General features: G+C 61.6%; 18 protein-coding genes. 2 read left to right on the top strand and 16 right to left on the bottom strand.

The features are described 5' to 3' along the window. Position 1 precedes the first annotated feature (1 nt). From LKK40_RS03080 to LKK40_RS03065, 4 genes are all read right to left on the bottom strand, one after another. Complete coding sequence (locus tag LKK40_RS03080; protein ID WP_304309123.1) at positions 2 to 3094, bottom strand: bifunctional [glutamine synthetase] adenylyltransferase/[glutamine synthetase]-adenylyl-L-tyrosine phosphorylase; 3093 nt, start codon at positions 3092 to 3094, stop codon at positions 2 to 4. A 120-nt stretch (positions 3095 to 3214) separates the two neighbouring features. Next, the gene (locus LKK40_RS03075) at positions 3215 to 4126 is read right to left on the bottom strand and encodes a sensor histidine kinase (protein ID WP_304309121.1); all 912 of its coding nucleotides are present in this window, start codon (positions 4124 to 4126) and stop codon (positions 3215 to 3217) included. Between the two features lie 245 nt (positions 4127 to 4371). Then, positions 4372 to 4986 carry a response regulator transcription factor gene (locus LKK40_RS03070; RefSeq protein WP_304309119.1) on the bottom strand — a complete coding sequence of 205 codons (615 nt, stop codon included), beginning with the start codon at positions 4984 to 4986 and terminating at the stop codon, positions 4372 to 4374. Positions 4987 to 5103: 117 nt separating this feature from the next. Beyond that, complete coding sequence (locus LKK40_RS03065; RefSeq protein ID WP_304309118.1) at positions 5104 to 5514, bottom strand: hypothetical protein; 411 nt, start codon at positions 5512 to 5514, stop codon at positions 5104 to 5106. A 613-nt stretch (positions 5515 to 6127) separates the two neighbouring features. On the opposite strand from LKK40_RS03065, the gene LKK40_RS03060 reads away from it, so the two are divergent. Continuing rightward, positions 6128 to 6316, top strand: coding sequence for a hypothetical protein (locus LKK40_RS03060; protein ID WP_304309116.1), 189 nt, complete (start codon positions 6128 to 6130; stop codon positions 6314 to 6316). Between the two features lie 447 nt (positions 6317 to 6763). Here the strand turns inward: LKK40_RS03060 and metF are convergent, their stop codons facing one another. The 7 genes from metF to LKK40_RS03025 form a co-directional block, all read right to left on the bottom strand. Next, positions 6764 to 7651, bottom strand: a complete 888-nt coding sequence (gene metF, locus LKK40_RS03055) for a methylenetetrahydrofolate reductase [NAD(P)H] (protein WP_304309114.1) — start codon at positions 7649 to 7651, stop codon at positions 6764 to 6766. Then, a complete protein-coding gene (gene metE, locus LKK40_RS03050) occupies positions 7651 to 9966 on the bottom strand; it encodes a 5-methyltetrahydropteroyltriglutamate--homocysteine S-methyltransferase (RefSeq protein WP_304309112.1) in 2316 nt (771 codons plus the stop codon). The genes metF and metE overlap by 1 nt, the downstream gene beginning before the upstream one ends. A gap of 145 nt (positions 9967 to 10111) precedes the next feature. Further along, positions 10112 to 10669, bottom strand: coding sequence for a SixA phosphatase family protein (locus LKK40_RS03045; protein WP_152580002.1), 558 nt, complete (start codon positions 10667 to 10669; stop codon positions 10112 to 10114). An 89-nt stretch (positions 10670 to 10758) separates the two neighbouring features. After that, a complete protein-coding gene (locus LKK40_RS03040; RefSeq protein ID WP_434735003.1) occupies positions 10759 to 11910 on the bottom strand; it encodes a tRNA (adenine-N1)-methyltransferase in 1152 nt (383 codons plus the stop codon). Continuing rightward, a complete protein-coding gene (locus LKK40_RS03035) occupies positions 11858 to 12820 on the bottom strand; it encodes an ABC transporter ATP-binding protein (RefSeq protein ID WP_304309107.1) in 963 nt (320 codons plus the stop codon). Before LKK40_RS03035 ends, LKK40_RS03040 begins: the two co-directional genes overlap by 53 nt. 185 nt (positions 12821 to 13005) lie before the next feature. Beyond that, complete coding sequence (gene glgA / locus LKK40_RS03030; protein WP_304309105.1) at positions 13006 to 14241, bottom strand: glycogen synthase; 1236 nt, start codon at positions 14239 to 14241, stop codon at positions 13006 to 13008. Positions 14242 to 14431: 190 nt separating this feature from the next. Then, a complete protein-coding gene (locus LKK40_RS03025) occupies positions 14432 to 14890 on the bottom strand; it encodes a tripartite tricarboxylate transporter TctB family protein (RefSeq protein ID WP_304309103.1) in 459 nt (152 codons plus the stop codon). Positions 14891 to 15266: 376 nt separating this feature from the next. Here LKK40_RS03025 and LKK40_RS03020 point away from each other — a divergent pair, with 376 nt between their 5' ends. Further along, a complete protein-coding gene (locus tag LKK40_RS03020) occupies positions 15267 to 16460 on the top strand; it encodes an NAD-dependent formate dehydrogenase (RefSeq protein ID WP_304309101.1) in 1194 nt (397 codons plus the stop codon). Between the two features lie 135 nt (positions 16461 to 16595). On the opposite strand, the gene LKK40_RS03015 is transcribed toward LKK40_RS03020, so the two are convergent. The 5 genes from LKK40_RS03015 to hemW all read right to left on the bottom strand — a co-directional run bounded on the left by LKK40_RS03015 (position 16596) and on the right by hemW (position 26767). Beyond that, on the bottom strand, positions 16596 to 18143 hold the full coding sequence (locus LKK40_RS03015) for a glutamate synthase subunit beta (RefSeq protein ID WP_304309099.1): 1548 nt from the start codon (positions 18141 to 18143) through the stop codon (positions 16596 to 16598). Between the two features lies 1 nt (position 18144). Beyond that, positions 18145 to 22728, bottom strand: coding sequence for a glutamate synthase large subunit (gltB, locus tag LKK40_RS03010; protein WP_304309097.1), 4584 nt, complete (start codon positions 22726 to 22728; stop codon positions 18145 to 18147). Positions 22729 to 22984: 256 nt separating this feature from the next. After that, positions 22985 to 23452: a VOC family protein gene (locus tag LKK40_RS03005; RefSeq protein WP_304309095.1), complete on the bottom strand. Its 468-nt coding sequence runs from the start codon at positions 23450 to 23452 to the stop codon at positions 22985 to 22987. A gap of 178 nt (positions 23453 to 23630) precedes the next feature. Beyond that, the gene (locus LKK40_RS03000) at positions 23631 to 25187 is read right to left on the bottom strand and encodes a xylulokinase (protein WP_304309093.1); all 1557 of its coding nucleotides are present in this window, start codon (positions 25185 to 25187) and stop codon (positions 23631 to 23633) included. 227 nt (positions 25188 to 25414) lie between these two features. Beyond that, positions 25415 to 26767 (bottom strand): radical SAM family heme chaperone HemW, encoded by a 1353-nt coding sequence (gene hemW / locus LKK40_RS02995; RefSeq protein ID WP_304309091.1) that lies wholly within the window; start codon positions 26765 to 26767, stop codon positions 25415 to 25417.

The raw sequence follows: 26767 nt of genomic DNA, 5'->3' as shown, positions 1-26767 counted from the left end.
CTCACTCCTCCCCGTAGAACAGCCGCTCCACGACTTCGCGGCACTGGCGCAGCGTGCCCAGCAGGTCGTTTTCGAAGTGCTGGCCGTGGTGCGATTCGTAACCCAGATACACCGCGATGGCGCCGAGGGAGTCGAGGTCCTCGGGCAGGATGTCGGCGCGTGAGGCGCGGCCGGTCCACAGGTAGTTGCCGTTGCGGGCGTCGGTGCACATGCACCAGGCGCGGCACAGCACGTGAGCATCCTTCGATTCGATGTAGCCCAGGCGTTCCAGCTCATCGAGGGCGGCCAGGGTCGAGTTCACGCGCAGGCCTTCGTGCTGCCCGGCGTGGCGCAGCTGCATGAGCTGCACGGTCCATTCCACGTCGGACAGCCCTCCCTTGCCGAGCTTCAGATGCCGGTGCCTCGGCACGCCGCGCGGCAGCCGCTCGGCTTCCATGCGGGCCTTGAGCTTCCTGATCTCACCCACGGCCGCATCGGACACCTGACCGCTCGGATAGCGCAGCGGGTCGGCGATGTTGTGCAGAAAATCCTCAGCAAGCTGCCGGTCGCCTGCGGCATACCGGGCCCTGAGAAGCGCCTGATGCTCCCAGGTGGCGGCCCACTGCGCATAGTATTCCTCGCAGGAGGCGTAGGAGCGCACCAGCGGGCCGTTCTTGCCTTCGGGGCGCAGATCGAGGTCGAGATCGATTTTCGGCTCGACCGTCACCGGGCCCAGCACCACGTTGCGCAGCGTTTCGACGACTGCCTGCGCGAAGATGCCGGCATCCTCCTCCGAAAACCCATCACAAGGGCGATAGATGAGAATCGCGTCAGCGTCGGAGCTGAAATTGATCTCGCGCCCGCCGTAGCGCCCCATGCCGATGACGGCTAAGGCCGCAGGAGGGTCGCAGTACCGCTTCACCCGGCATTGCGAGCGGATTGACCACTGCAGCGCGGCATCGAGTATCGCGTCATATACATCGGTCATGCCGGCCAGGCAGGCATCCGAATCCATGACGCCGGCCATCCAGGACAGCCCCACGCGCTCGATTTCGTGGCGGTGCATGGCGCGCATCGAGTGTGCGAAATCCGCAGTGGAATCCGCGTAGCGTTCCATAGCCGCATGGCATTGGACGTCCAGACTCGCCCGGTCGCGTGCGCGCAGCGCATCGTCATTGCCCAGCCATGTGACCGATTCCACGGATTTGTTGAGCGCATCGCCGAGGAAGCGCGAGTTGGCGAGCACATGGCACAGGCGGCGTGCGGCCATCGGCGAATCGCGCAGGAAACCAAGGTAGGGGCTGCCCGTGCCGAAATTCTCCTCAAGCCGGCGCCAGTTGAGCAGTCCCATGTCGGGGTTCTGGCCTTCGCCCAGCCATTGCAGCACGGCGGGCAGCATGAAGCGGTTGATCTTGGCGGCGCGCGATATGCCTTCGGTCAGCGCGGAGACGTGGCGAATCGCGGCATCGGCGTCACCGAAGCCGATGGAGGCGAAACGGTCGCGCGATGCCTGCCTGCTGAGCACGATCTGATCGTCTTCGAGCTGGGCGTTGACCGGCAGCATCGGGCGATAGTAAATGTCCATATGCATCCGCCGCACCTCCTGGCGGGTGCTCTCATAGCGTTCGACCAGCTCTTCGGGGAGCATGCGCAGCGCGCGTGCAAGCCGGCGCAGCTCGACGTTCTGTCCTAGGGTTTCGATGCTGGCGCTGCGCCCGAGCGTCGCATCGCCCAGCAACGGGCCTACATCTGGGAACAGGTGGGTGCGTTTGAGCGACCACATCTGCTGGCGATGCTCAAGAACGCGCTCGAAGCGATAATCCTGCGAAAGCTTCGCAGCCTGCCGCCGCGATACGTAGCCTCCTTGGGACAATGCCTGCAGAGCGTCGAGCGTGGCGGTGACGCGCAGGGACTCGTCCGAGCGGCCGTGCACGAGCTGGAGCATCTGGACGGTGAATTCCACATCGCGCAGGCCGCCGCGCCCGAGCTTGATCTCGCGCTCCTTGAGGGCGCTGGGGATAAGGTCTTCGACCCGCTTGCGCATCTGCTGGCAGTCGTGCACAAAGTTGTCGCGCTTCGACGCCGACCAGACGAAGGGTCGTGTCATAGCCATGTAGTCACGCCCGAGCCGCTCATCCCCCGCCGCAGGCCGCGCCTTGAGCAGCGCCTGGAATTCCCAGTTGCTCGCCCACTGCTCGTAGTAGCCGCGATGCGAAGCGAGGCGGCGCACCAGCGGGCCGTCCTTGCCCTCGGGTCGCAGCCCGCCGTCAATCTGCCAGAGCGCGGGCACACCGACGCCCGGGACGACCGACTGGCACACGCGCTGCAGCGTAGTGGCGATTCTGCTGCCAATTCTGGTCAGCTGGCTGGCATCGGTGTCCTCGTCGGCCGGTTCCACGACGTAGATCAGGTCCACATCCGAAACGTAATTCAGCTCGCGCGCGCCGAGCTTGCCCATGCCGATGATTGCAAACCGGCAGCTTTCGCTCCCCTCGACTTCATGGCGGGCGATGGCTAGCGCGCCTTCGAGCGCCGCATCGGCCAAATCGGAGAGCTCCTGACTGATGCGCGGCTGGATTTCCAGCGGATCGGCCGCAATCAGGTCCTGCGCCATGATTGCCGCAAGCTGGTCGAAATAGGACAGCCGCAGGGCCTCGGTGGCCTCGGCCAGCGGCTTGGCAGCGGTTGGTGCTGCCTCGGCAGCCGTACCCGAATCGCCCGATTCCACGCCAACTGCACGTAAGATGCGCGCCCGCCGCTGGGCACGATTGAACAGGTGGCTTTCGCAGGAGTCCACAGCTGCAGCCTGCACGAGCGCAGGCCGGGAGCGCATCAAAGTTCCTATGGCCTCGCAGGCCCCCAGCACCCTGACCAACCGCGTCAGCCCGTTCTCGCGCAATGCGCCAATATGCTGCGTACTGACGATGTCGGCCAAATGCCGCAACGCGATATCAGGGTCGCAGGCGTGTTCCAGCGCATCGAGCACGACCCGCAGCTGCGCAGGTTCCCATCCGTCAGCCGCAAGACCGCCGAACAGCGTCGTCGCCGTGTCGAGATCCTGCAGCCCTGCACGGATGAGATCGCGGGTGGATGGAAGAAGCGATATGGAATCCATAGCCCCTAATCTACATGGATGCGCGAGATTGCGGAACGACCTGCCGCAATTCGGTCTTGTTCGTGCCATGCCGCGCTGTGGTGGTGGCCGTGGTGCCCAATCAGGTGATTGCCCTGAGCGCTAGGCATGCCCCTGCCGTGTGAGAGGGATGCTGATTCCCATGGTCCACGGCGTTCCTTCGTGCAGCGCCACTGTCCCGCCTATTGCGCGCACGCTGCGTTCGCATTGGGCGATGCCGCTGCCTGCGGATAGCGGAGCGCCCGCATGTTCAGCGGCTGGTGTGTCGGCCACGGTGATGTGCAATTGCATATTGGCGCTGGATATGGTCACGCAGTACCCTTTTTCATGGTCGGCGTGCTTCATGATATTGCTGTATATCTCATCCAGAGCGGCCAGAACAACGCTCCCACTTTCGCGGGGCAGACGGCACGGCAGCACAGCACCAATGATGGTGGTGCCGATGATTCCGGTCTTCGCTAGCCGCTCGTCATGGATTCTGCCCAGTTCCCCGAAATTGATGTCCATGCTTTTGCCCGCAGGCGGCGTGGCATGACTGTTAACGTCGGAGTGAGTCGTATGCATGGCGGAGATGATCGTTCTGGCATCGGTGAGTGCTTCGGTAGCGGCCCGGCTAATCTGCTCTAATTCGTCATGGCATACAGGGGCTGCCGCAGGTTCGGTCTCGATCTTTTTCGATGCCTGCTGTTCGAGGAAGATGATGTATACCAAATCATTGACGATCGAGTTATGTAGATGGTCTGCGGTCTCAGAACGTTCACGTTCCCATTCGGCTTCCATCTTCTTCTGTTCGTAGGCCGCATGCCTGTTTGCGGCTCCCCAGAACGCTCCGACGACCGCAGCGATCAGGAACGTGCTTCCAATCGCCAGCAGGGACCCCATTGAAAGCCCGTGCAAGCTTTTTTCGATGAACACATTGCTCTCTGCGAAAGTGCATATAACGGCAGCTACGACTCCCTGCAGAAGGGACATCCTCGCGATCAGTGCCACTGCCACAAGAACCGGCAGCGTCACCGAAACGGAGACCTCCTCAGGCAGCACGTTGGCTACGGTCCAGACAAGGACGAAAAGCCATGCGGCATTCGTTTTCGCTATCGCGCACGCAGCAGCCAAGCAAAGACTGGCAGTCACGCCGGCCGCTATCGCGGAAGCTCGACCGTTCGCAGCCGCGGTTGTTGTCTCGATGATGGAAGGCAGAATCGCCGCGATGAATAGCACCCCATCCACAGATGTGAGCCGGCGGGCGAGGTATCGCATTCTCATCCGAACAGGTGCATTCTCACACATAGCGCCACCGCCTCCGTGCGATTGCGAGCGCCGAGCTTCTTCACAGCCCGGCTCTCATATGATCCCAACGTGCCTTTGGAGATACCCAGCTTCGCCATGACCTCTTTGGCCGCTGCCCCTTCGGAGAAGCATCGCATAATCTCGAGCTCGCGCGGAGACAGTCCAATGCCTCTGTCCTCATTGTGATTGACATGAATCTTGCGTATGGGAAGGTCCCCGCGCACGGCACCGATGACGGCCGGGAAATCCTCCTTGGGGAGCACACATTCCATGCCGGCATCCCTTGCATCAGCCTCGTAGACATCCGGAGAGTAGGCGGTCATGCCGATAAAGCGGATGTCGGGCAGAAAGCGGCGTATCTGCACGCACACATCGATACCGGACATACCTTCGAGTCCCATGTCCACCAGCAACGTCTCAGGACGGGTCGCAGGGTTCATGCATAGCTGCACAGCGGGAGCGGCGTTTCGCGCCGTCCACATGATTTTGACGTCCCTTCGCCCCTTGAACATCCCCGCAATCATGGCCAGTGCGAACGGATCGTTGTCCAGCACGCCGAGCCGGACGCAGTCTGTCTCATGCTCCATGCATTCACGACCCTTCATCGCATCGTACGACCGACAACCATCCTGCAAGTCCGGCACGCGGTATCAGAGTGACATGCCATGCCCACCACCTCCGATAGGCACCTTTCTGAAACTATGCTATTGCAAAGGCTGGAGCTTGGCATTTAACGGAGTGATGTCGTTCAGGACGTTCTGCGAATATATGACGTTGTTCCCAATCGTCTGGTACAAGTCCATCCTGTCATGACGAACTTCCAGACTGTCGTAGATCAGCGTCCAAACGAACGGAGTTCTGCCGGAGGGCAGCTTGTGCCTTGCATATTGACGCGGATCCTGCCTGTCATGGACTTTCGCCAGCTGGGAGGCAGGCAGGCTCCTCAAATATGTATCCGTGCTTCCCAACAGGAATATCGAGCTATCACTAAGATCTTCAACCCGCTTGTAATCATCGACTTCGACGCGAAACCAGATGAAAGCCGCCAGATACAAGACCAGATATCCGATGGCGAATCCTAGAAGCACACGCCAAAACTTGGAATTGAAAGTCACTGATTAACCTCCTGCCACCGAATGACGTGGCATCTCCCCTTACATTGCAGCTCGGCAGCCGCCACGATATATCGCATAAGGCCTTCCTCCTCCCCCAAAAAAAACTTTCTTTCGAATAGGACGAGCTAGCACCTGCACAATTTCGCGCGCTATGCCTGTCTGGAATGATATTGTCTTTGCACCGACACCAGCAAAGGTGTGCCGGTCCACGCCCGGCATATTCGCTTACTTAAAGAGTAGATAATGAAATAATTCATACGATGTGAAGAAGGGTTTCTTCACATCACACGTATAAGCCTGTGCCGGACATGGACCGGCACAGGCTAGCCCAGTCGCATTGATCTCTAATAACGTCATAATCACGAGTTCAAGAACTATCATCTGGCTTGTGCTGGATGGAAGCTCTTAATGCCCGCGTGAAATAGAAAACTGAAACGCTTCTGCAGAATGGCCTGCAGGATAATCGAATCGAGAAGACCATGAAAAAGCTGAATAAAGCCGTGGCACTGGCTTCCGTCGACTCGTGTCGCAATATCGCCAGCACCAACACCCCCGCATGGGAAGTGGCGGCATGCTGGCAGCGGTTCGGCCCCGGCCGACGGGGGTGACCGCTATGTTCTGGGTAGTTGGCGGACTGGTGGTCTTAGCACTGATCGGTGGCTCTTCTGCCGCAGTAAGCCACCATCTGGACCGCAAGGCGGCCAAGCTTCAGCAGGGCAGCGAGGAGGACCGCGTGATGGCCGGAGAGCTTCGCGACCTGTCAAGGCAAATGGATCAGGGAAGATACCTGTATCCCCACTGATCTCAACCTCCATTGACTGCGTCAACTGGGCCGCCAGCAGCAGGGCGATGGCGCTCTGGCCGAGTAGCTTATCAACTACCAACTATTGATTATTGATCATCAAGGGAGGGACACCTCAGATGAGATACCTCATACTGATATTGTCATGGGCCGTCATGGTCGCGGTCGGCATCTATGACCATAGTCTCATCATCATCGCCGCAGCCACTGTCCAAATGCTGGTCTTAGTAATCGACCTATACAAGAGACAGCACCCACGATAGTGAAGCAGCATCACAGCTAATCCGTCCCCATTGCTGATGAAAGTAATGAAGGCCTCCGAACCGCAGTAGCTCGGAGGCTTTCCGTAGTGGCCCTCGAATCGTGACAATTCGGGGACCGCTCGGCAATTTTCATAAGGCTGGATTAGGAGTCGCGCCAGAATTCGGCGACGCCCGCTGAATGCCGCTATGCCGCCGACGACACCGACGAAACCGGTGCAATCGAGGGAACCTTGGTGAACAGCGGCTGTATGTTGCGCCAGATGGCTCGCGTGCGCCCGGGGTGGTTCATCGTGTACAGATGGATGCCGTCGACGCCGTGCGCCACCAGATCGGTGATCTGCTCGGAAGCGTAGTTGACGCCGGCCTCGCGCAGCGTGGCAGCATCGTCGCCCCAGCGGTTCAGCATCGTCTCGACGCGCTCAGGAACGCGCGAACCGTTCCGCGCAGCCGACGAGCGCACCGATTTGGGGCCGCCAATCGGCATGATGCCCGCCTCGATCGGCACATCGATGCCCGCCGAACGAGCCTTGTCTACGAAACGGTAGAAATCGTCGTTGTCGTAGAACAGCTGCGTGATGAGATGCGTGGCACCGGCCTCGACCTTGACCTTCAGATGCTCGATATCCTCGTCAAGCGAGGCGGCCTGGATATGCCCTTCCGGGTAGCAGGCTGCGAACACCGTCAGATCGGGCTTGTGCTCGCGGATGTAGGCAACCAAATCGCTCGCATGCTCGAACTGACCGACAGGCTGTTCGCCGTCGATGTAGTCGCCGCGCAGGGCGAGCACCGCACTCACACCGGCCTGCTCGAACATGTCAAGCGCATTATCGATCATCGCGGCATCGGAATACAGCGCCGTCAGATGCGCCACGACGGGGATGTGGTACTCCTGATGAATCGTACGGGCGATGCGGGCGGTAGCCGTGTGGTCCTTGTGCGAGCCGTGGCCGTAGGTCACCGAGATGAAATCCGGGTCGACACCCTGCAGCCCGTCGAGCGTATCGTAGATCGCTCCAACGGGCGCATTGTGCCGAGGCGGAAACACCTCAAGCGAGAACATGGGGGCGTGCATCAGCGCGCCAGCCTCGCGCGCTCGGCCTTCGCCGCCTCGACCAGATTGGTCAGGCTCGGCCAGGTTTCAGCATTGCCGCGCGTCTTCAAGCCGCAGTCGGGGTTGATCCACACCTTGGCGGCGTCGATCTTCTCAAGAATCGCGTCGATGCGCTCTTCCAGCTCATGCTCGCCGGGGATGCGCGGCGAATGGATGTCGTAGACGCCGGGGCCGGCTTCGGTCTCGAAGTTGGCGTCGTGAATCGCGTCGAGCACCACGAGATCGCCACGTGACGCCTCGAAGGAGATCACGTCGGCATCCATCGCATCGATGTCGCGGATGATGTCGTTGAACTCCGAATAGCACATATGCGTGTGGATCTGCGTGGTCGGCTGCACGGCCGAATGCACGAGGCGGAAAGCGGGAACCGCCCAGTCCAGGTACTTGACATGCCAATCGCTTTTGCGCAGCGGCAGCTTCTCGCGCAGCGCGGCCTCATCGATCTGGATGATGCGGATGCCGGCCTTTTCGAGGTCCAGCACTTCGTCGCGGATAGCCAAGGCCAACTGCTTGGTCTGCAGCTCATGGGACACGTCCTCGCGCGGCCACGACCAGTTGAGAATCGTCACCGGACCGGTGAGCATGCCCTTCATCCAATGCTTCGTGCGGCTCTGCGCGTAGGCGCTCCACTCGACCGTGATCGGGTTGGCGCGCGACACGTCGCCCCACACGATAGGAGGCTTGACGCAGCGCGTGCCGTAGGACTGCACCCAGGCGTTCTTGGTAAAGAGGAAGCCGTTGAGGTTCTGGCCGAAGTACTCGACCATGTCGTTGCGCTCGAATTCGCCGTGCACAAGCACATCGAGGCCGATCTGCTCCTGATGGGCGATGACCTCGTCGATCTTGCCGCGAATGAACTCGTCATACGAGGCCTGGTCGATCTCGCCCTTGCGCAGCTTCGCACGCTCGGCGCGCACATCCTTGGTCTGCGGGAAGGATCCGATCGTGGTCGTGGGCAGCAACGGCAGGTTCAGCGCCTCGCGCTGCAGTTGCTGGCGCTCGGTACGAGCCGGCTGACGCACGAAATCGGCATCGCTCAGCGCCGCGAGACGCTGCGATACAGCCGAATCCTCAGCCACGCGCGTGCCGTCGAAAAGCGCCTGATTGCCCTGCAAGGTCTGGGAGGAGCGCTTGGCATCGTCATCGAACTGCGCAAGTTCGGCCACATCTTCAAGTTCGCCGAGCTTTTCGACTGCGAACGCGAAATGCTTGCGCACCTCGTCGCTCAGCCCGCTCTCGCCAGCCGTGCTGAACGGCACATGCAGCAGCGAGCTGGCTGTGGACACGGCGACCTTGTCCGTCTTCTGCTTCAGCGCGTCGATCAGGCCGAGCGACACCGCGTAGTCGTTGCGCCAGATGTTGCGGCCGTTGATGACGCCGGCGAACAGCGTCGTATCCTGCGCGACGCCGAACTTCTCCACCGCGGCAAGATTCTCGTCCTTGCCTTCGATCAGATCGAGGCCGACGCCATCGAAGCCGAACAGGTTCACCGTCTCGTAGATATCAGCGATATGGCCGAAATAGGTGTTGAGCAGCAGCTTGACCGCGCCATCGCTGCTCTCGCGCGCAGGCAGAATCTTCGCATACAGCGCCTTGAACAGCTCGACGTCGCCCGGCTCCTTGTCCAGCACCAGATACGGCTCGTCAAACTGCACCCATTGCGCACCGAGCGCGGCGAACTTGGTGAGAATCTCGGCATACGCCGCAGCGGTCGCGTTGATGAGGCCACGGTCGAAGTTCAGCTCTTCGGCCTGCGGATTGCGGGCGAGCTTGAGGAAGGTATACGGCCCGATGAACACCGGCTTGGTGAGGATGCCGAGCGCCTTCGCCTCAGCGAACTCTTCGAAGGGCTTGCTGCCCACGAGCTTGATATCGGTCGACGGCTCGATCTCCGGCACGATGTAGTGGTAGTTCGTGGTGAACCACTTCTTCATCGGCAGCGCGGTGACGTCCCCACGCTCCCCCTGGTATCCGCGGCCAATGGCGAACAGCGTGTCCTCGGCGTTCTCGAAGGCGAGGCGCTGGTAGCGCTGCGGCACCGCATTGAGCAGAATCGCCGTGTCGAGCAGCTGATCGTAGTAGCTGAAGTCGTTGCTGGGAATCAGCTCGATGCCCGCCTCGGCCTGAAGCTTCCAGTGCTTGGTGCGAAGCTCCTTGGCCGTGGCGCGCACGTCGTCAAGCGAATTCGCGCCCTTCCAGTAGCCTTCGATGATTTTCTTCAGTTCACGATTCGCCCCGATGCGCGGGAATCCCGAGACGGAAGTAAGAGCAGGCATGCGTCCTCCAATGCAACAGTATTAACTGGCCTAGCCTATCAACAATCGCGACATTCGAGGCATAGACAGCGATAAGGTGTCGCCATAAATCAGATTTATAACAGAGGTGGCAGGGGCAGCATAGGGAGAATCAGAGGGAAGTCTATTATTCGAAGTTCTTTGGGTTGAGTACGGCGAGAAGTTCGGCGTCGTGCGTCTGCCATGCGTTGAAGGGCTTGTTTGCGCCGAAGACGACCACTGCGCTAGGAGACAGTCCGAGATTGAGCAGATCGAGGGAGTCGGAATCGGAATCCTCGCTCGTCAGCCATTGGCTCGCCATCGAAACCGTGGGCTCATGGCCCAGAATCATGAGCACGCGGGTTTTCTCTTTGGCGTGCGCAAGCTCGTCGAACATGCCCTGCAGCCCGCCATCGTACAGGCTTTGCCGATAGTCCACCTTGGGTTTGTCGCCGAAAATCTTGAGCATGCGATCGAGCGTCTGCTCGGCGCGCGTGGCGCTTGAGCAGGCGATACTGTCCGGCACCAGATCCATGTCGCTCAGGCCCTTAGCCATTTTCTTCGCCTGCTTGCGTCCCTTGTCCGTCAGCTCACGGGCATAGTCGCCGCCCTCATTCGATGCCTCGGGCTTGGCATGGCGCATCACCAGCAGCACATGATCGTAATGCCGAGCCTTCTTGGCGAGTTTCTTCAGATTGACTCCCATGTCATCGCTCCTGTCACCATTGGCATCAACCGGCGTCCGGCCGCTGCGCGCATAGACCTGTTTGTGATTCTCCATTGATTATGCCCGAATCAGGATTCCAGCGCGCCGACCTGCGCATCCAAATCGCGCAGCACTTTTCGCAGCTTGCGGTCGGAGATGTCACGCAGCTCCAAATCCTCCAACTGCGCGGCACGCTCCTCCTCGCTCATCGCATCGATGTCGGTATGCGTGTCCTTCGTGGCGCGATCGCGTTTGCGCAGCGCCTCGAAGCCTTCGGCCATCGCGCGGCTGATCACGAGGAATCCGGTGTGCCCGATCATCTGATGGTCAGGGCGCACGGCGAGGCCTTGCGCCTTCCAATCACGTTCCAAGGTCTCCTGAATCTCCGGCTCGGTCCATACGCCGGCCTCGCGCAATGCCTCGGCAAGCCGGCTCAGCTGCGTTGTGGTCGTGATGTAGGCCACGAGCACGCCACCCGGCGCAATGATCCGATGGGCCTGTTCAAGCCGATTCCACGGGTCGAGCATGTCAAGCACGATGCGGTCGAAGGAATGCGCCGGCAGATCGGCTGCCACCGAATCGAAGTCGCCGACCTTAAGATCCCACCAAGCGGGTCGCCCGCCGAAATACAGCGTGGCATTCGCCTGCGCTATCTTGGCGAATTCGCCGCGCATCTCGATGGTCGTCAGCCGCCCCTGCTCCCCCACGGCGTCAAGAAGATTCAGGCTCATCGCGCCCGAGCCCGCGCCGGATTCGAGTACGTTGAGCCCCTTGCAGATGTCGCCGAGCTGGATGACCTGCGCGATGTCCTTGGGATACATGATCTGGGCGCCGCGCGGCATCGACAGCACGTAGTCGGCCAGCCGCGGCCGCATCACCGCATACTGCCAGCCGCCTATCGCGCGCGCGGCCTTCCACGGTTTGGCGGCGTCGCGCGAGGATGGCACGGACTGCGAGGACTGTGCAGTCTGCACGGCTTGCCCGGAATCTGCTTCCATCTCCGTCTCCGCCTGTCGCTTGGCATGCACGGTCGTGACGATAACGCCTTCCGTACCGCCGATAACGTCATCGTGAAGAATCAGCCCGTGCTCGGTCTGCGTCGTGCCGCCTGCGACGAGCTGCGCGGTGATGCGTTTGCTCTTGCGGTCGGTGAATTGGACCTTTTCGCCGGCCTGCAGCGCTCCTCGTTTAGGCATGGGGTTCCTCGCTACTGTCGGTTGCTGTGTCGCCCGTCCCTGCATCAACCGTCACTACGGAGCCGGTTTTTTCAGAGCCAATCGCCTCATGACCAAGTGCCTGCGCGCTTTGCGCATAGGCGTTCCAACGCCCGTCCTCATGCGTGACTTTCAGCGGCAGCCCGAAGATGGCGCTGAGCCGCTCGGCAGTGAAGCCGTGCTCAAGGTCTCCGGTGTACAGAATCGTGCCGGGCTGCGGGTCGTTGCCGGCGACATTGTCTTTATAAGCGTCGTTCTCGTTGCCTGCGCGGCGGCCCATAATCGCCACATGGTCGAATCCGCGCGGTATCTCCTCAAGCCGGTGGGTGACCAGCAGCACGGTTCGATTGCTGTCCTGCTCGCCAATACGGCTGAGCGCCTGCAACGCCAGCTCCCTGCCGCCCAGATCGAGCCCGGTGGTCGGCTCGTCGAGTATCAGCAGGTCGGGATCGGCCATCAACGCACGGCAGATGAGCACGCGCGTCAGCTCGCCCTGGGAGAGCTTGAACATCTGCTTGCCTTCGAGATAGGCGATGCCGAACTGGTGCATCAATGCACGAGCCTGGGCAAACTGCTCCGGCGAGTAGTTGTCGCGCCATCGTCCGGTCGTAGCGGTCAGCGCGGTCACGACGGCGTCAAGCGGGTCTTCCTCCGGCGGGAAGGCGCGTGATAGCTCCGCCGAGCTCAGGCCAATGCGATGGCGATAGGAGAACACGTCGACCTTGCCCAGGCGATTGCCGAGGATGTCGACCGTGCCTTCGGAGGGGAAGCCGCGCGTGCTCATCATCTGCACGAGGCTGGATTTGCCGATGCCGTTGGGGCCGAACAGAATCCATTTCTCCCCGGCCTTCAATTCCAGATTCACATCGGTGAGAATCACGCGACGCCGACGCCGGAACTCCACACCTTTGAGCTGCAATGCGACCGCGTCGCCCATATGCGTGCCTCCTCCTGAATCTTGCACTGTTCACACCATGTATGCATTGTTCACATCATGCAAAGGTGCGATGAGCCAGCAACGACTCATCGCACCATTACGTCTACTGCGTCTCTACGATATCGTCACTACCCTATCGATACCGTGATGGCAGCTGCCGCGCTATGCGGCCTTTCCAGCGAACCCTACCGAAGCGCGTCGCGATACACGTCGATCGTGCGCTCGGCGATGGACTCCCAGCTGAACTTATCGCGCGCGCGCTCGTAGCCGGCGCGACCCATAGCCTTGGCCCGCTCAGGGTCGGCCATGATCTCGTCAATGGCGTGCGCCATGTCGTGCACGAAAGTATCCGGGTCGGTCGGCGTGCCCGTGCCGTCATGAAGCTGCTCAAGCGGCACCAGCAGGCCAGTCACGCCATCCTCGACCACCTCGGGGATGCCGCCCGTGGCGCTGGCGACGACCGGCAGATCGCAGGCCATCGCCTCAAGGTTCACGATGCCCAACGGCTCGTAGATGCTCGGGCACACGAAAGCCGTGCTGCCATGCTCCAATGCGTTGAGCTCGGGCTTGGGCAGCATCTCCTCGATCCAGATGATGTTGCCGCGCTGGTCGTTGAGCTCGGCGAAGGCCGACTTTACCTCGGCGGCGATCTCCGGAGTGTCGGGGGCGCCGGCGCACAGCACGACCTGAATATCCTTGTTGATGAGGTGCAGCGCCTGCAGCAGGTACGGCAGCCCCTTCTGGCGGGTGATGCGGCCGACGAACAGCAGCGTGGGCTTGCTGCGGTCGATGTGGTAGCGCTCGAAGACCTTCCAGCCTTCGTCGTCATCGGCGGGCGTGGCGAAATCAGCGAGCGTGATGCCGTTGTGAACCACGGCGACCTTGTCCGGGTCCACATTCGGGTAGGCGCTCAGGATGTCGTTGCGCATGCCTGCGGAGACGGCGATGATGCGCTCGGCGTGCTCGTAGGCGTCGCGTTCGGCCCAGGAGCTCAGGTTGTAGCCGCCGCCAAGCTGCTCCTTCTTCCACGGGCGGAAGGGTTCGAGGCTGTGCGCGGTAATCACCATCGGCACTTCGTGCAGCTGCTGCGCCAGGCGCCCGGCGAGGCAGGCGTACCACGTATGCACATGCACCAGGTCGGCGTCGACATCGTTGGCGATCTGCAGGTCGGTGCCGAAGGTTTTGAGCGCGGCGTTGGCCTGCGCCAGCTCGGCCGGCGTGTCGTAGCCGAAGACGCTCAGCGAACCTTTCGGATTCTGGCCGGGTATCGTCGGGACGTCTGCCGGGGGACGCGGACCGTCAAAGGCCCGCACGGTCACGTCGATGCGTTCCGCCAGCACCTTTGCCAGCTCATCGACGTGAACGCCCGCGCCTCCGTAGATATGCGGTGGGTATTCCCGGGTCAGGATGTCTACTTTCATGGTTTCTCCTTCTATGCGCGCTTCATTGGGCGTACATCTTGGGCGTACACCGTCAAGTCTATGCCTTATGTCGGCACTGCGCCGACATCAGCATGAATTTTGGACGAAAAATACGAAAGAATCGCTTCACCTGAAGTTGCGCGGTGAGCCATGCCCCACGGCATGTAGCATTATGCGGCGCTATACCGCGCTATACCGCAGTGCCGTTCGCGTCGAGATTGGGGTTGTGCTTCGGGTCTCCCGCCACGACGAACAGGCTCAGCACAGCAACGACGAACACCGCGCTGATCGTGGCGATCAGCCACAGCGGATGGCTCGGCAGCCACATGATGACGAGGAATGCAATCACTGAAAGGCTGATGAGCGTCCAGCTGACGATGCGGAACGCCTGACGCACCGAATGCGGCGGCTTGATGATGTCAGGATCGCGCATCTCAATGTCGTCCAGCCTATCGCCGGTCGTGTCGGTGACGCTGGCCGAGGGCTTCCATTCGCCGTCGACATGTTCTTCGAGCCGGCGCGACTTGTCCTGCAAGGCATATTCGTCGATCATATCCGACCGCGCACGCCCCTGCGTCTGGTCGTATTGCGCAGGCACTCCCCTGCGGCTGCGCTTGTCCTGAGCCCGGCGTTCGGCGCGATTCGGCATAGCTTCTCCTCCATGAAACAACGGTTTTCCGCGTTCCAGTGTACCGCAACCATGTAGGCAGGCATGAGGCTCGCTGAACTCATCGTCGCATGGAGCACAACGAGCGCAGATGAAACAGCACGCGATGATGGAAACCGGAACCAATAAACGCCATAAGCTCGCGCTCCTTCCAAGTCAGCTTATGGTGAACGGATAAGTGCTATAACCGAAGTGAAGCTCGAAGCAATTCGACGTTTCAGGCTGTGGCGGTTGCGAATGCACTGCGTGTGGGACTGCACTGTGTGGAGAAATGCACTGTGCAGGACTGCATGGTGTCTGGCTATGTCTCTTGCAAACGCGCGCTATGGCCGCATATATATGCAAAGGAGCATAGATTATGACCAAGGTATTATGTGTGCTGTATCCGGACCCCGTCGATGGGTATCCGCCGAAATACGCGCGCGACACCGTTCCAGAGCTCAGCTCGTACCCTGATGGGTCGACGCTGCCCTCCCCCAAGGCGATTGATTTCAAGCCCGGCGAGCTGCTCGGCTCGGTTTCGGGCGCGCTCGGACTGACGAAGTTCCTCAAGGACCGCAATGTCGAATTCGTGGTCACCTCCGACAAGGAAGGGCCGGATTCGCAGTTCGATAAGGAGCTGCCCGACGCCGATGTCGTCATCTCCCAGCCGTTCTGGCCGGCCTACCTGACCGCCGAACGCTTCGCGAAGGCCAAGAAGCTCAAGCTGGCGATAACCGCTGGCATCGGCTCCGACCATGTGGACTTGAACGCGGCCAACGAGCATAACGTGACCGTGGCCGAAGTGACCTACTGCAACAGCATCAGCGTGGCCGAGCATGCGGTCATGCAGGTGCTGGCGCTGGTGCGCAACTACCTGCCGTCGCATGACTGGGCGCGCAAGGGCGGCTGGAATATCGCCGATTGCGTTTCGCGCGCGTACGACTTGGAAGGCATGACCGTCGGCGTCGTGGGCGCAGGGCGCATCGGCAAGGCGGTGCTCGAACGGCTCAAGCCATTCGGCGTCAAGCTGGCGTACACCCAGCGTCACCAGCTGCCTGCCGATTATGAGCAGAGCCTCGGTGCCACTTATTACCCGGATGTCAAGGAGCTGGCGAAAGTCGTTGACATCGCGGTCCTGGAAACGCCGTTGTACGCCGCAACCCGCCACATGTTCAATACCTCGGTGATTGCGTCGATGAAGCGCGGCTCCTACATTGTCAACAACGGCCGCGGCGAGCTTGTGGATCGCGACGCCATTGTCGACGCGCTCAATTCCGGCCAGCTCGCCGGGTACGCGGGCGACGTGTGGTATCCGCAGCCCGCGCCCGAGAACCATCCGTGGCGGACCATGCCGCACGAAGGCATGACGCCGCACATCTCGGGCACGACCTTGTCAGCGCAGGCACGTTACGCGGCCGGAACCCGTGAAATCCTCGAGGACTTCCTCGACGATGAGCCGATTCGCGACGAGTACATCATCGCGCAGGGCGGCGCGCTGGCCGGCACCGGCGCAAAATCCTACGAGGTGACGAAGGGGCAGGCAAGCCCCGGCAGCGGCGAAAAAGCCTGACCTGCTGGAAATCTGGAAGTCTGGGGGCCTAGAAACCTACAGTATCTGACTCAAGCAAACAGGTAAACACGTCACGAAAGGGGCGGCAGCCTAATAGCTGCCGCCCCTTTCGCACGCCGAAAGTAACTCGGTGGTTTAGTGAACCAATGCCTTGAGCGGCAGTGACATGGGGCGATCGGTCGGCGCGATCGGCGAGGGCAGTTCGGTGACGCCGGTGAGGTATTTGTCGACCGATGCGGCGCAGCTGCGACCCTCGGAGATGGCCCACACGACCAGGCTCTGGCCGCGTCCGGCATCGCCGCACACGAAGACGCCGTCCTGCGTGGTGGAGAATTCGGCGTCGCGCGACACGTTGCCGCGTCCATCCAGCTCGACGGGCAGCTGATCAAGCAGCGTGGTCGTGTCCGGGTGCGCGAAGCCTACGGATATCAGCACCAAATCAGCGGGGAGCACGCGCTCTGTGCCGGGAACATGCACGCGCTTGCCGTTCTCGTCAAGCTCGACGCTGATGATCTTGACCCCAGTGACATGGCCCTGATCGTCCGCCACGAATCCGGCGGGCACCGAAGTATCGTCGACGGCAACACGATCCATATCGTCCTCGATGCCTTCGAAGCTCACCGAATCGGTGTTGTAGAGGTATTCGCCGCCCTCCTGCATCGATGTGGTCTTCTGATAGGTGCGCGCGTAGGTCGGCCACGGATGGCTCTCCGTGCGCTCAAGCGGCTCCTGCGGATTGATCTGCAGCACGGTCACGTCCTTCGCGCCCTGGCGAATCGAAGCTCCCAGGCAGTCCGAGCCGGTGTCGCCGCCGCCGATGATGACGACATGCTTGCCGTTGGCGTCGATGTCGCCGTGCGGCTGCACGCCGTAGAGCCGGCGGGTCGTGTCGGGCAGGAAGTCCATCGCGAAGTGGATGCCTTCCAGGTCGCGCCCGGGAATGGCAACGTCGCGCGGCGCGCCGGAACCGATGGCTACCACGACGGCGTCATAGCGCGAACGCAGCTCATCCCAGCTGATGTTCTTGCCGATTTCCATGTTGGTCATGAAGCGGGTTCCCTCAGCCTCCATCTGCGCGATGCGTTCGTCGAGCAGATGCTTGTCGAGCTTGAAATTCGGGATGCCGTAGCGCATGAGCCCGCCGATCGCGTCGTCGCGCTCATACACGACGACGGTGTGACCGGCGCGAGTCAGCTGCTGGGCGCAGGCCAGGCCGGCAGGTCCGGAGCCGACGATAGCGATGGTCATGTCGGTGAGGCGCTGCGGCGGCATCGGCTTGACATAGCCGAGCGCGAAGGCCTGATCGATAATCGTGACCTCGTCGTTCTTGATGGCCGTGGCCGGCTGGTGAATCGCCAGCACGCAGGCGTGCTCGCACGGCGCCGGGCATACGCGGCCGGTCGCCTCGGGGAAGTTGTTCGTCATGGAAAGGCGGTTGTAGGCGTCCTCCCACTTGCCCTGGCTGACCAGGTCGTTGAACTCGGGGATGACGTTGCCCAGCGGGCAGCCGGTCATGCAGAACGGGGTGCCGCAATCCATGCAGCGCGAAGCCTGCTCGCGGGTCCACGGCTGCGCGCCATGCTCGGCATGCACGTCGAACCAGTCCTTGATGCGCTCTTCGACAGGCCGTTCGGCCATCTCGCGGCGCGTGCGGACTTTGAGGAATCCTCTGGGGTCGCTCATATCAGTGGGCTCCTTCCATGACTTGCTCGTACACATGCTCCCATGCGCCCGGCGCATTGAAATCAACGTGCTGTGCCTCGGCCCGGCGCATCGCGTCGGTCATCGCCACATACTGCCTCGGCACCACGTGGGTGAAGCGGGCGGCGGTGCGCTCCCAGTCGCCCAGCAGCTCCGCCGCGAACTGCGATCCGGTCTCCTCGGCATGGCGCTTGACCAGATCGTGGACGAAGCGCTCCTGCTCATCATCCAGCCGCTGGAAGAGCAGCGCACCGGTTTTCACGGCTTGCGGATTGACCTTGCCCATGTCCAGATCGAGCACGTAGACCTCGCCGCCGGAGAAGCCGGCGCCGAGATTGCGCCCGGTGGGCCCGAGAATCGCCACGGTGCCGCCGGTCATGTACTCGCAGCCGTGGTCGCCCACGCCTTCGACCACGAAGGTGGCTCCGCCGTTGCGCACGCCGAAGCGCTCGCCGGCGCTTCCTGCGATGAACATTTCGCCCGAGGTCGCGCCGAATCCGGCGACATTGCCCGCGATGACATTCTCATGCGGATCGAAGTTCGCGCCTTCCTCGGGGCGCACGATCAGGCGGCCTCCGGACAGGCCCTTGCCTGCGTAGTCGTTGACTTCGCCGTAGACGCGCAGGGTTTCGCCGCGCGGGATGAACGCGCCGATGGACTGGCCGCCCGAACCGTGCAAGGTCATGTCGATGGTGTCGTCGGGCAGTCCTTCGGCACCGTACCGGTTGGTGATCTCGTAGCCGACCATCGTGCCCACCGTGCGGTTGACATTGCGGATAGGCACTTCGATGCGCACCGGTTCCCGGCGCTCGAGCGCCGAGCGAGCCAGGTCGATGAGCCGGTTGTCAAGAGCCTTCTCAAGCTCGTGGTTCTGCTCGATGGTCTGGTGCAGAATCGTGCCGGGCGTAGGGCCGGGCTGCATGAGCACGTTGGACAGATCGATGCCGTCAGCCTTCCAGCGGGTCACGGCCTCGTTCTGATCGAGGCATTCGACATGGCCCACCGCCTCTTCGAGCGTATGGAAGCCGAGCTGGGCGAGCAGCTCACGTACTTCCTGGGCGATGAACATGAAGAAGTTGATGACATGCTCGGGCTTGCCGGTGAAGCGCGCGCGCAGCTCGGGGTCCTGCGTGGCGATGCCCTGCGGGCAGGTGTTCAAATGGCATGCGCGCATCATGACGCAGCCCTCGACCATCAGCGCCGACGTGGCGAAGCCGAATTCCTCGGCGCCCAGCAGCGCGGCGATCACCACGTCGCGGCCGGTTTTCAGCTCGCCGTCGCACTGCACGACAATGCGGGAGCGCAGACCGTTGAGAATCAGCGTCTGCTGGGTCTCGGACAGGCCGATCTCCCACGGGGTGCCCGCATGCTTGATGGCATTGAGCGGAGCTGCGCCGGTGCCGCCGTCGTAGCCGGAGATGAGCACCACGTCCGCATGGCATTTAGCCACACCGGCCGCGATGGTACCCACGCCGAACTCGGAGACCAGCTTCACATGGATGCGCGCCTTGGGATTGGCCATCTTGGCATCGTTGATAAGCTGCTTCAGGTCTTCGATCGAGTAGATGTCGTGATGCGGTGGCGGGGAAATCAGCTCGACGCCGGGTGTCGCATGGCGCACCTTGGCAATCCACGGCGGCACCTTGGCCCCGGGCAGATGGCCGCCCTCGCCGGGCTTGGCGCCCTGGGCGAGCTTGATCTGCAAGTCAGTGGCATGCACGAGGTAGTCGCTGGTCACGCCGAAGCGGGCCGAGGCGATCTGCTTGATGCGGCTGGTGCGGCGCGGGTCGGCTATGCGGTCGTCGGATTCGCCGCCTTCGCCGGAGTTCGAGCGCGCGCCGATCGAGTTCATCGCGATGGCCAGCGTCTCGTGCGCCTCCTGCGAAATCGAGCCATAGCTCATCGCGCCGGTGGAGAAGCGCTTGACGATTTCGCTGGCCGGCTCGACCTCATCAATGTCGATCGGCTTGCGGTCGCCGGTGAAGGACATGAGCCCGCGCAGGGTCATGAGCCGGTTCGACGTGTCATTGATATGCGCCGAATACTGCTTGAACATGTCGTAGTCGGCGCGCTGTGTCGATTGCTGCAGCAGGAAAATCGACTCGGGGTCGTTGAGATGGTCTTCGCCGGTGCGACGCCACTTGTAGTCGCCACCGGTGCGCAGCTTGCGGTGCGGCGTGGCCGTCCACTGATTCGGGTAGGCCACGCGGTGCCGGATAGCGACTTCCTCGGCGATCTCGTCCAGCCCGGCTCCGCCGACGCGCGAGGTGGTGCCAGTGAAGTATTTGTCGATCACGCTCTGGCTCAGGCCCACGGCCTCGAACAGCTGCGCGCCGCGATAGCTCATGATCGTGGAGACGCCCATCTTGCTCATGATCTTGAGCACGCCTGTCGACAGCGCCTTGGTGAGATTTCTCACCGCAGTTTCGGCGTTAACGGACAGGTAGCCGGTGTTAGCTAAATCCTCGACCGATTCGAAGGCGAGGTAGGGGTTCACGCAGGCTGCGCCGTAGGCGATCAGCAGCGCGACATGGTGAATCTCGCGCACATCGCCGGCCTCGACGGCCATCGAGATCTGCGTGCGGGTATGCGTGCGCAGCAGATGGTGCTGCACGGCGCTCGTCAGCAGCAGCGAGGGAATCGGCGCCCAGGTGTGGTTCGACTCGCGGTCGGAAAGCACGATGAAGTTCTTGCCGCCGGCGATGGCCTCGTCGATCTCGTCGAAGATCTCCTGAAGCCGCTCTTCAAGCGCCTTGCCGCCTCCGGCCACCTGATACAGGCCCTTGACGATGTACGGGCGGTAGTAGTCGCCGAGGATCTTCGCCTTGTCGAGGCGCTTGAGCTGCGCCATCTCGTCGGAATTCACAATCGGCAGCGGAATGAGGATCTTCTTGGCATGCAGCTCGGAGTCCTCAAGCAGGTTCGGCTCAGGGCCGATGGCTGATTCGAGGCAGGTGACAATCTCCTCGCGCTCCCAGTCGAGCGGCGGGTTGGTGACCTGGGCGAACTTCTGCGTGAAGTAGTCGAAGAGCATGCGGCTGCGTTCGGAGAGCACCGCCATCGGCGCGTCGTTGCCCATCGCGCCCAGTGGCTCCTTGCCGCTGTTCGCCATCGGAATCAGAAGCATCTTCAGGTCTTCTTGCGTGTAGCCGAAAGCGCGCTGACGACGCTGGACCGACTGGCCTGAATGCCGTACGTGCTCGCGCGCGGGCAGCTGGCTCATCTCGACGCTGTTGCCCTCCACCCACTGGCGGTAGGGATGCAGCGCGGCCAGATTCGCCTTGATCTCCTCATCGGGCACCAGCCGCCCCTGCTCGGTGTCGATGAGGAACATCTTGCCGGGCTCAAGCCGACCCTTGGATATGATGTGCTCCTGCTCGATCTCGGGCAGCACGCCGGCCTCCGAGGCGAGCACGACCGTGTTGTCGTCGTTGAGCTGCCAGCGCCCCGGCCTGAAGCCGTTGCGGTCCAGCTGCGCGCCGACCAGCGTGCCGTCGGTGAAGACGATGTTCGCCGGGCCGTCCCACGGCTCGATAAGCGTGTTGTTGTACTCGTAGAACGCGCGGATATCGGGGTCGAGCGACTCGTCCTTCTCCCAGGCGGGCGGCAGCATCATCGAAATGGCGTGCGTGATGCTGCGGCCGGAGAGGTGCAGCAGCTCAAGGCATTCGTCGAAGGTGCCCGAATCCGAAGCCCCCGGAGTGCCGACGGGCAGCAGCGGCTTGAATTCGCCGAGCAGTGTGGAGCTGAGCCGGCCTTCACGGGCCGAAAGCCAGTTGCGATTGCCCTGGATGGTGTTGATTTCGCCGTTGTGCGCGATGAGGCGGAAGGGCTGCGCCAGCGGCCAGCTCGGGAAGGTGTTGGTCGAGAAGCGCGAGTGTACGATGGCGATGGTGGCCTTCATGCGATCGTCGGTGAGATCGGGGAAGAAAGAGGTGAGCTGCATCGTGGTGAGCATGCCCTTGTAAGTGATGGTGCGCGCGGAGAGCGAGGCGAAGTAGACGCCGACCTCATGCTCGACGCGCTTGCGCAGTCGGAAGGTCTTGCGGTCCAGAGCCAAGTCGCCCGTGCCTGCGCCTACGGCACCATTTGCGTCCGCCACGACCAGCGTCTTGAACGAGGGCATGGATGCGAGCGCCTGCAGGCCCAGTCCGTCAGGGTTCGTAGGGACCACGCGCCAGGCGAGAACCTCAAGGCCCTCTTCCTTGGCGATCTGCGCGATGGCCTGCTCCTGCCTGCCGGAACCTGCGATATCGCGGTCGAGGAACGCAATGCCAGCAGCGTAATGGCCCTCGGGCGGAAGCTCCACGTCGATGACAGCACGCATGAACTCGTCCGGCATCGATATGAGAATGCCAGCGCCATCGCCGGTGTTCTCTTCGGCGCCGACTGCGCCACGATGGTCGAGGTTGACGAGGACCTCGATGGCCTTATCGACGATTCTGCGCTCAGCGCGGCGGTTCAACGTGGCGACCATACCCACGCCACATGCGTCGTGTTCCTGCGAAGGGTCATACATGCCCTGTGCTTCATGGACCGTTAGATCAAGCGGAGCGTGGAAAGTCACCGAAACCACCTTCATCGTTTTTGGCGGGGTGCTACCCGCGGTTCTTTGCCAGTGCTTGGATAGAATACCGCTCGGCAATGTCAAGAGGGTTTCGAGAGTCCATATACCGAGTTAATTGCATGGGTTCTGCGGTGTTTCGTGGAGGTTTGGGGAGGTTTGAGGAGGTTGCAGAAGGTTTGGGGAGGTTGATGGGGCTAAGGGCGTAACGGCTGGCTTATGCGTTCTCTTCCCTTACCTCGTCTTTATAGGACCGCCTTCAAGCAGTCGCGGAACCGGTGTCATGACTCCAATCGACCACGGCCTCGATGTTGTTGCCGTCCGGGTCCAGCACGAACGCCGCATAGTAGCCCGCATGGTACGGGCGCGGGCCGGGAGCCCCATTGTCATGCCCGCCGACGGCGAGCGCCGCATCGTAGAATGCCTGCACTGCGGCGCGGTCTGGCGCGAGGAAGGAGATGTGGGTTGGCGCGTATGGCTGCTGCAATGATTGCCCATGTGGATGCTCGACTGTGCCATTAGCCGCGTTGTTGGTCACGCTGTCAGCCGCACCCTCATCAAGCGGCGAAACGTAGAAATCGGAATGTGGCGTGCCGTCATCGACGCCGAATCCGAGCGTAGGCTCGTGATGCGCCTTCACCACATAGTCAAGCGGAGCGAGCGCCACCGTATAGAATGCGATGCTGCGCTCGACGTCGCGCACATGCAGCGTCATATGGTCGATCATGATATGCCTCCCTATTTTGTATGTTCCTTCCCAGTCGCTATGCCCCTTTCGTGACGCTTACCGTCAGTATCCGTCACGAAAGGGGCACTGCTCACGGGATACTGCCCCTTTTGTGACGCTAGCTACGAATAAGCGTCACGAAAGGGGCATTGTCAGTGCGATAAGCGCCAAATCTCACTCATCCAAGCCCATTAATGGCCGGATACAGCGCACGATAACGACTGTAGACCACATCGTACAGGCGCACGGTTTCCCCATCCGGCTCATAGGTGACGCTGTCGCGGCAGGTACGCAGTCGGGCCGTGACCTCATCGAGCGAGGCAAAACGCCCGAGCGCGTAATGCACTAGGAACGAAAGCGCGGCGGCCGGCATGACGTCCGCGTTGCGGAACACTTCGATGGGGCGGCCGAGAACATCGGCCATGATCTGGCACCAGACATGCTCCCGCGCTCCCCCGCCGATCAGCGTGATCTCCGACGGTGCGGCGTCGAAGGTCTCCAAGCCTTGGCGGATGGAAAAGGCAACTCCTTCGAGCGCCGCCCGCGCCATATCCGCAGCCGACGTATCGGCTGAGAGCCCGACGTAGGCGCCGCGGATGGAAGCGTTCATCACCGGAAAACGCTCACCGGAGAGGTATGGCAGGCACAGCACGCCATTACTGCCGGGCGTGCTACGAGCCAGCATCTCGCTCATGCGGTCGTAATCGACGACGCTGCTGGTGTCTTCACAATCACGGTCTTCGTCACCACCATTCCCCGCGAACACGGACGTAACCCAGTGATGCACGTTGCCGGCATTAAGGAACGGCACGCCATTGATAACGCTACTGCTGACGCCATTGCGTGTGCCTCCCGCCGTAGTGCAGGCGAGATTCGCGACGCCAGCCCGGTCCGTGATCGGTTCGGGCGAAACGGTGGCGATCCATCCGGAAGTACCGATGTTGATGTTGTATTCGCCGGGCTTGGTCACACCGCTGGCAAGCGTGGTGGCTCCCGCGTCCCCGATGCCAGCGAACACAGGCGTGCCGGGCGCGAATCCGGTCAGCTCTGCGGCCTGACTGGTGACCTCGCCCACGCGGTCCTCTGGATTGTGCAACGCCGGAAACAGGGCCTCATCCATGCCTGCCGCATCGATAAGGCTGCTACTCCATGCGCGCTGGCGGATATCCATCGCCCCGACTGTGGAGCTGGCGACGACGTCGGCCACCAATGCCCCTGTCAGCCGGGCAATGAGATAGTCCTTGGCATCGAACAATACATGACGTGTTTTCGCGAAATTCTGCGGCTCGTGGCGTTTGAACCACATGAGTTTGAGCAACGGCAGCGAGCCTTCGAGCTGATTGCCGGTCAGCTTGTGGAAGGCCGTGTCACCTACGATTTCCGCCAGTTCACGCGCCTCTCGATCGGCACGACCGTCCGAATAGAGCATCGCGCGGCGCACCGGGTTCAGCTGCTCATCGAGCGCGATGACATCCTGCATCTGCCCGCTCATGATAATGCCGAGAATGCTGGCCGGGTCGAACTCTGGCACGGATTGCGCAGCCTTCGCCAGCATGGTGTGAGCCGCTTGCAGGAACGCCCGCCACCAGTCGCGCGGGTCCTGCTCCTGATGCCCATCGCCAATGAATAATGGCATCGCATCGCTCGAGCACGACGCAACAATGCCGCCATCGTCGTCAGTCAGCGCCGCCTTGACCGCCGTAGTCCCCGCATCGAATGTCGCAACATAGCTCATGCAAGCCATGGTAGTCATATGGTGCGCACGGAGGGGCTTGCGCCAAGTTCTTGGCTCACACTTTTTGAAGTGCTTCGAAAAAGTGTGAGGCAATCGAACAGAGTCGATGGTAGCTTTTTGCTGTGCAAATGGCTGAAATTCAATGATTACCACTCGTAGAAGGCGAACACGATTTGTTCGCTTGCCTCACACTTTTTCAGAACGCTGCAAAAAGTGTGAGCCGAACGTTATAGGCCAACCATGTCGAAGAACTGCTCGATGAGGTAGTCGTTGAGCAGGCGGCCGCGCAGGGTGGGGACCACGCGGTTGCCGTGAATCGTGAGTAGGCCGTCATCGGCCAGTTTGGCGATGCGTGTGCGTCGCAGGGCGAAATCGTTGTGATTATTGGCTGTACCGAGGGTAACGGAATCAGCCGCAGCAATATCGTCTACCTTGGAATAGTTCGCATGAACGCTGCCTATAGCATTGTCGCCGTTAGGCTCGCGCATCGCCCGATCGATTCGGTTCAGGTCAAGACCTTCACGCAGACGCAGTCCAAGCATGATGAGCTCTTCGAGGTTCTCCTTGGCAGTGATGGCCTCTTGGCCCTGCCACGGCACCGTGTCACTTGAAATCGACTCGCCCCACACGCGTGGATGCTTGATATCCCACGCCCTGACCCCTGCCTGCAGCGGATGCAGTTCATACTTTGCCGCGTCGTGATCATCGGGCTGCGCGAGTCCAGTCAAGCGGCTCGCCGACGCGCGATTGTAGTGACTGTGCGCACCTGGCCCGATGCCCGCCCAGTCGACATTGCGCCAATAGCCGAGGTTATGTTGGCTCTCATAGCCCGGCCGCGCCCAGTTCGATACCTCGTACCATTGCAAACCCGCTGCGGAGAACAGGTCCTCGGCTATTTCATACTTGTTCGCTTCGTCGTCATCATCGGGCTTCGGTAACCGACCGGAACGCACCATACGGCCCATTTTCGTCGTCGGTTCCAGCGTGAGCGCGTATGCGGAAATATGGTTGACGCCCAGATCGACCGCCGTTTTCACGGAGTAGCGCCAGTCCCCCAGGCTCTCCCCCGGCGTGCCGTAGATCAGATCCACGCTTGAGCGGATTCCGGCCTTGTTGGCGGCCCGAACCCCCGCTTCGACATTTGCAGGCGTGTGCGTGCGGTCGAGCGTCTTGAGCACGCGCGGCACCGCCGACTGCATACCGAAGGAAATCCGCGTGAAGCCAGCGTCCGCAAGCGCGGCAACGTAATCCTCATCAACGGTGTCAGGATTGGCTTCCGTGGTGATTTCCGCGCCCGGTTCCAGCCCCCAGAGCTGTTCGACGGCGTGCAGCATGCGTGCGAGGTCATCGGCGGGCAGAATCGTGGGAGTGCCGCCGCCGAAGAACACCGTCGATGCGGCGGGCTCGACAATGCCGTGCTCGTACTGCCAGCGCTTGACCAGCCGCATCTCCGCAATCGCCATCGTGGCATAGTTGCTTCGACTTGCCCCGCCGCCCATATCCGGCGAGGTGTACGTGTTGAAATCGCAGTAGCCGCAGCGTCGGATGCAGAACGGAACATGGACATAAACCTCAAACAT

Source organism: Bifidobacterium tibiigranuli (assembly GCF_022655035.1).
GTDB classification, from domain to species: domain Bacteria; phylum Actinomycetota; class Actinomycetes; order Actinomycetales; family Bifidobacteriaceae; genus Bifidobacterium; species Bifidobacterium tibiigranuli_A.
Note: the sequence above shows the minus strand (reverse complement) of the source record. Positions and strands in the feature narration are given on the sequence as shown.

Coding starts and splice junctions, on each gene's coding strand:
- LKK40_RS03080 (WP_304309123.1), bottom strand. CDS start 3,094: ATGGATTCCATATCGCTTCTTCCATCCACCCGCGATCTCATCCGTGCA.
- LKK40_RS03070 (WP_304309119.1), bottom strand. CDS start 4,986: ATGGAGCATGAGACAGACTGCGTCCGGCTCGGCGTGCTGGACAACGAT.
- LKK40_RS03060 (WP_304309116.1), top strand. CDS start 6,128: ATGTTCTGGGTAGTTGGCGGACTGGTGGTCTTAGCACTGATCGGTGGC.
- metF (WP_304309114.1), bottom strand. CDS start 7,651: ATGCACGCCCCCATGTTCTCGCTTGAGGTGTTTCCGCCTCGGCACAAT.
- metE (WP_304309112.1), bottom strand. CDS start 9,966: ATGCCTGCTCTTACTTCCGTCTCGGGATTCCCGCGCATCGGGGCGAAT.
- LKK40_RS03045 (WP_152580002.1), bottom strand. CDS start 10,669: ATGGGAGTCAATCTGAAGAAACTCGCCAAGAAGGCTCGGCATTACGAT.
- LKK40_RS03040 (WP_434735003.1), bottom strand. CDS start 11,910: ATGCAGGGACGGGCGACACAGCAACCGACAGTAGCGAGGAACCCCATG.
- LKK40_RS03035 (WP_304309107.1), bottom strand. CDS start 12,820: ATGGGCGACGCGGTCGCATTGCAGCTCAAAGGTGTGGAGTTCCGGCGT.
- glgA (WP_304309105.1), bottom strand. CDS start 14,241: ATGAAAGTAGACATCCTGACCCGGGAATACCCACCGCATATCTACGGA.
- LKK40_RS03025 (WP_304309103.1), bottom strand. CDS start 14,890: ATGCCGAATCGCGCCGAACGCCGGGCTCAGGACAAGCGCAGCCGCAGG.
- LKK40_RS03020 (WP_304309101.1), top strand. CDS start 15,267: ATGACCAAGGTATTATGTGTGCTGTATCCGGACCCCGTCGATGGGTAT.
- LKK40_RS03015 (WP_304309099.1), bottom strand. CDS start 18,143: ATGAGCGACCCCAGAGGATTCCTCAAAGTCCGCACGCGCCGCGAGATG.
- LKK40_RS03005 (WP_304309095.1), bottom strand. CDS start 23,452: ATGATCGACCATATGACGCTGCATGTGCGCGACGTCGAGCGCAGCATC.
- LKK40_RS03000 (WP_304309093.1), bottom strand. CDS start 25,187: ATGAGCTATGTTGCGACATTCGATGCGGGGACTACGGCGGTCAAGGCG.
- hemW (WP_304309091.1), bottom strand. CDS start 26,767: ATGTTTGAGGTTTATGTCCATGTTCCGTTCTGCATCCGACGCTGCGGC.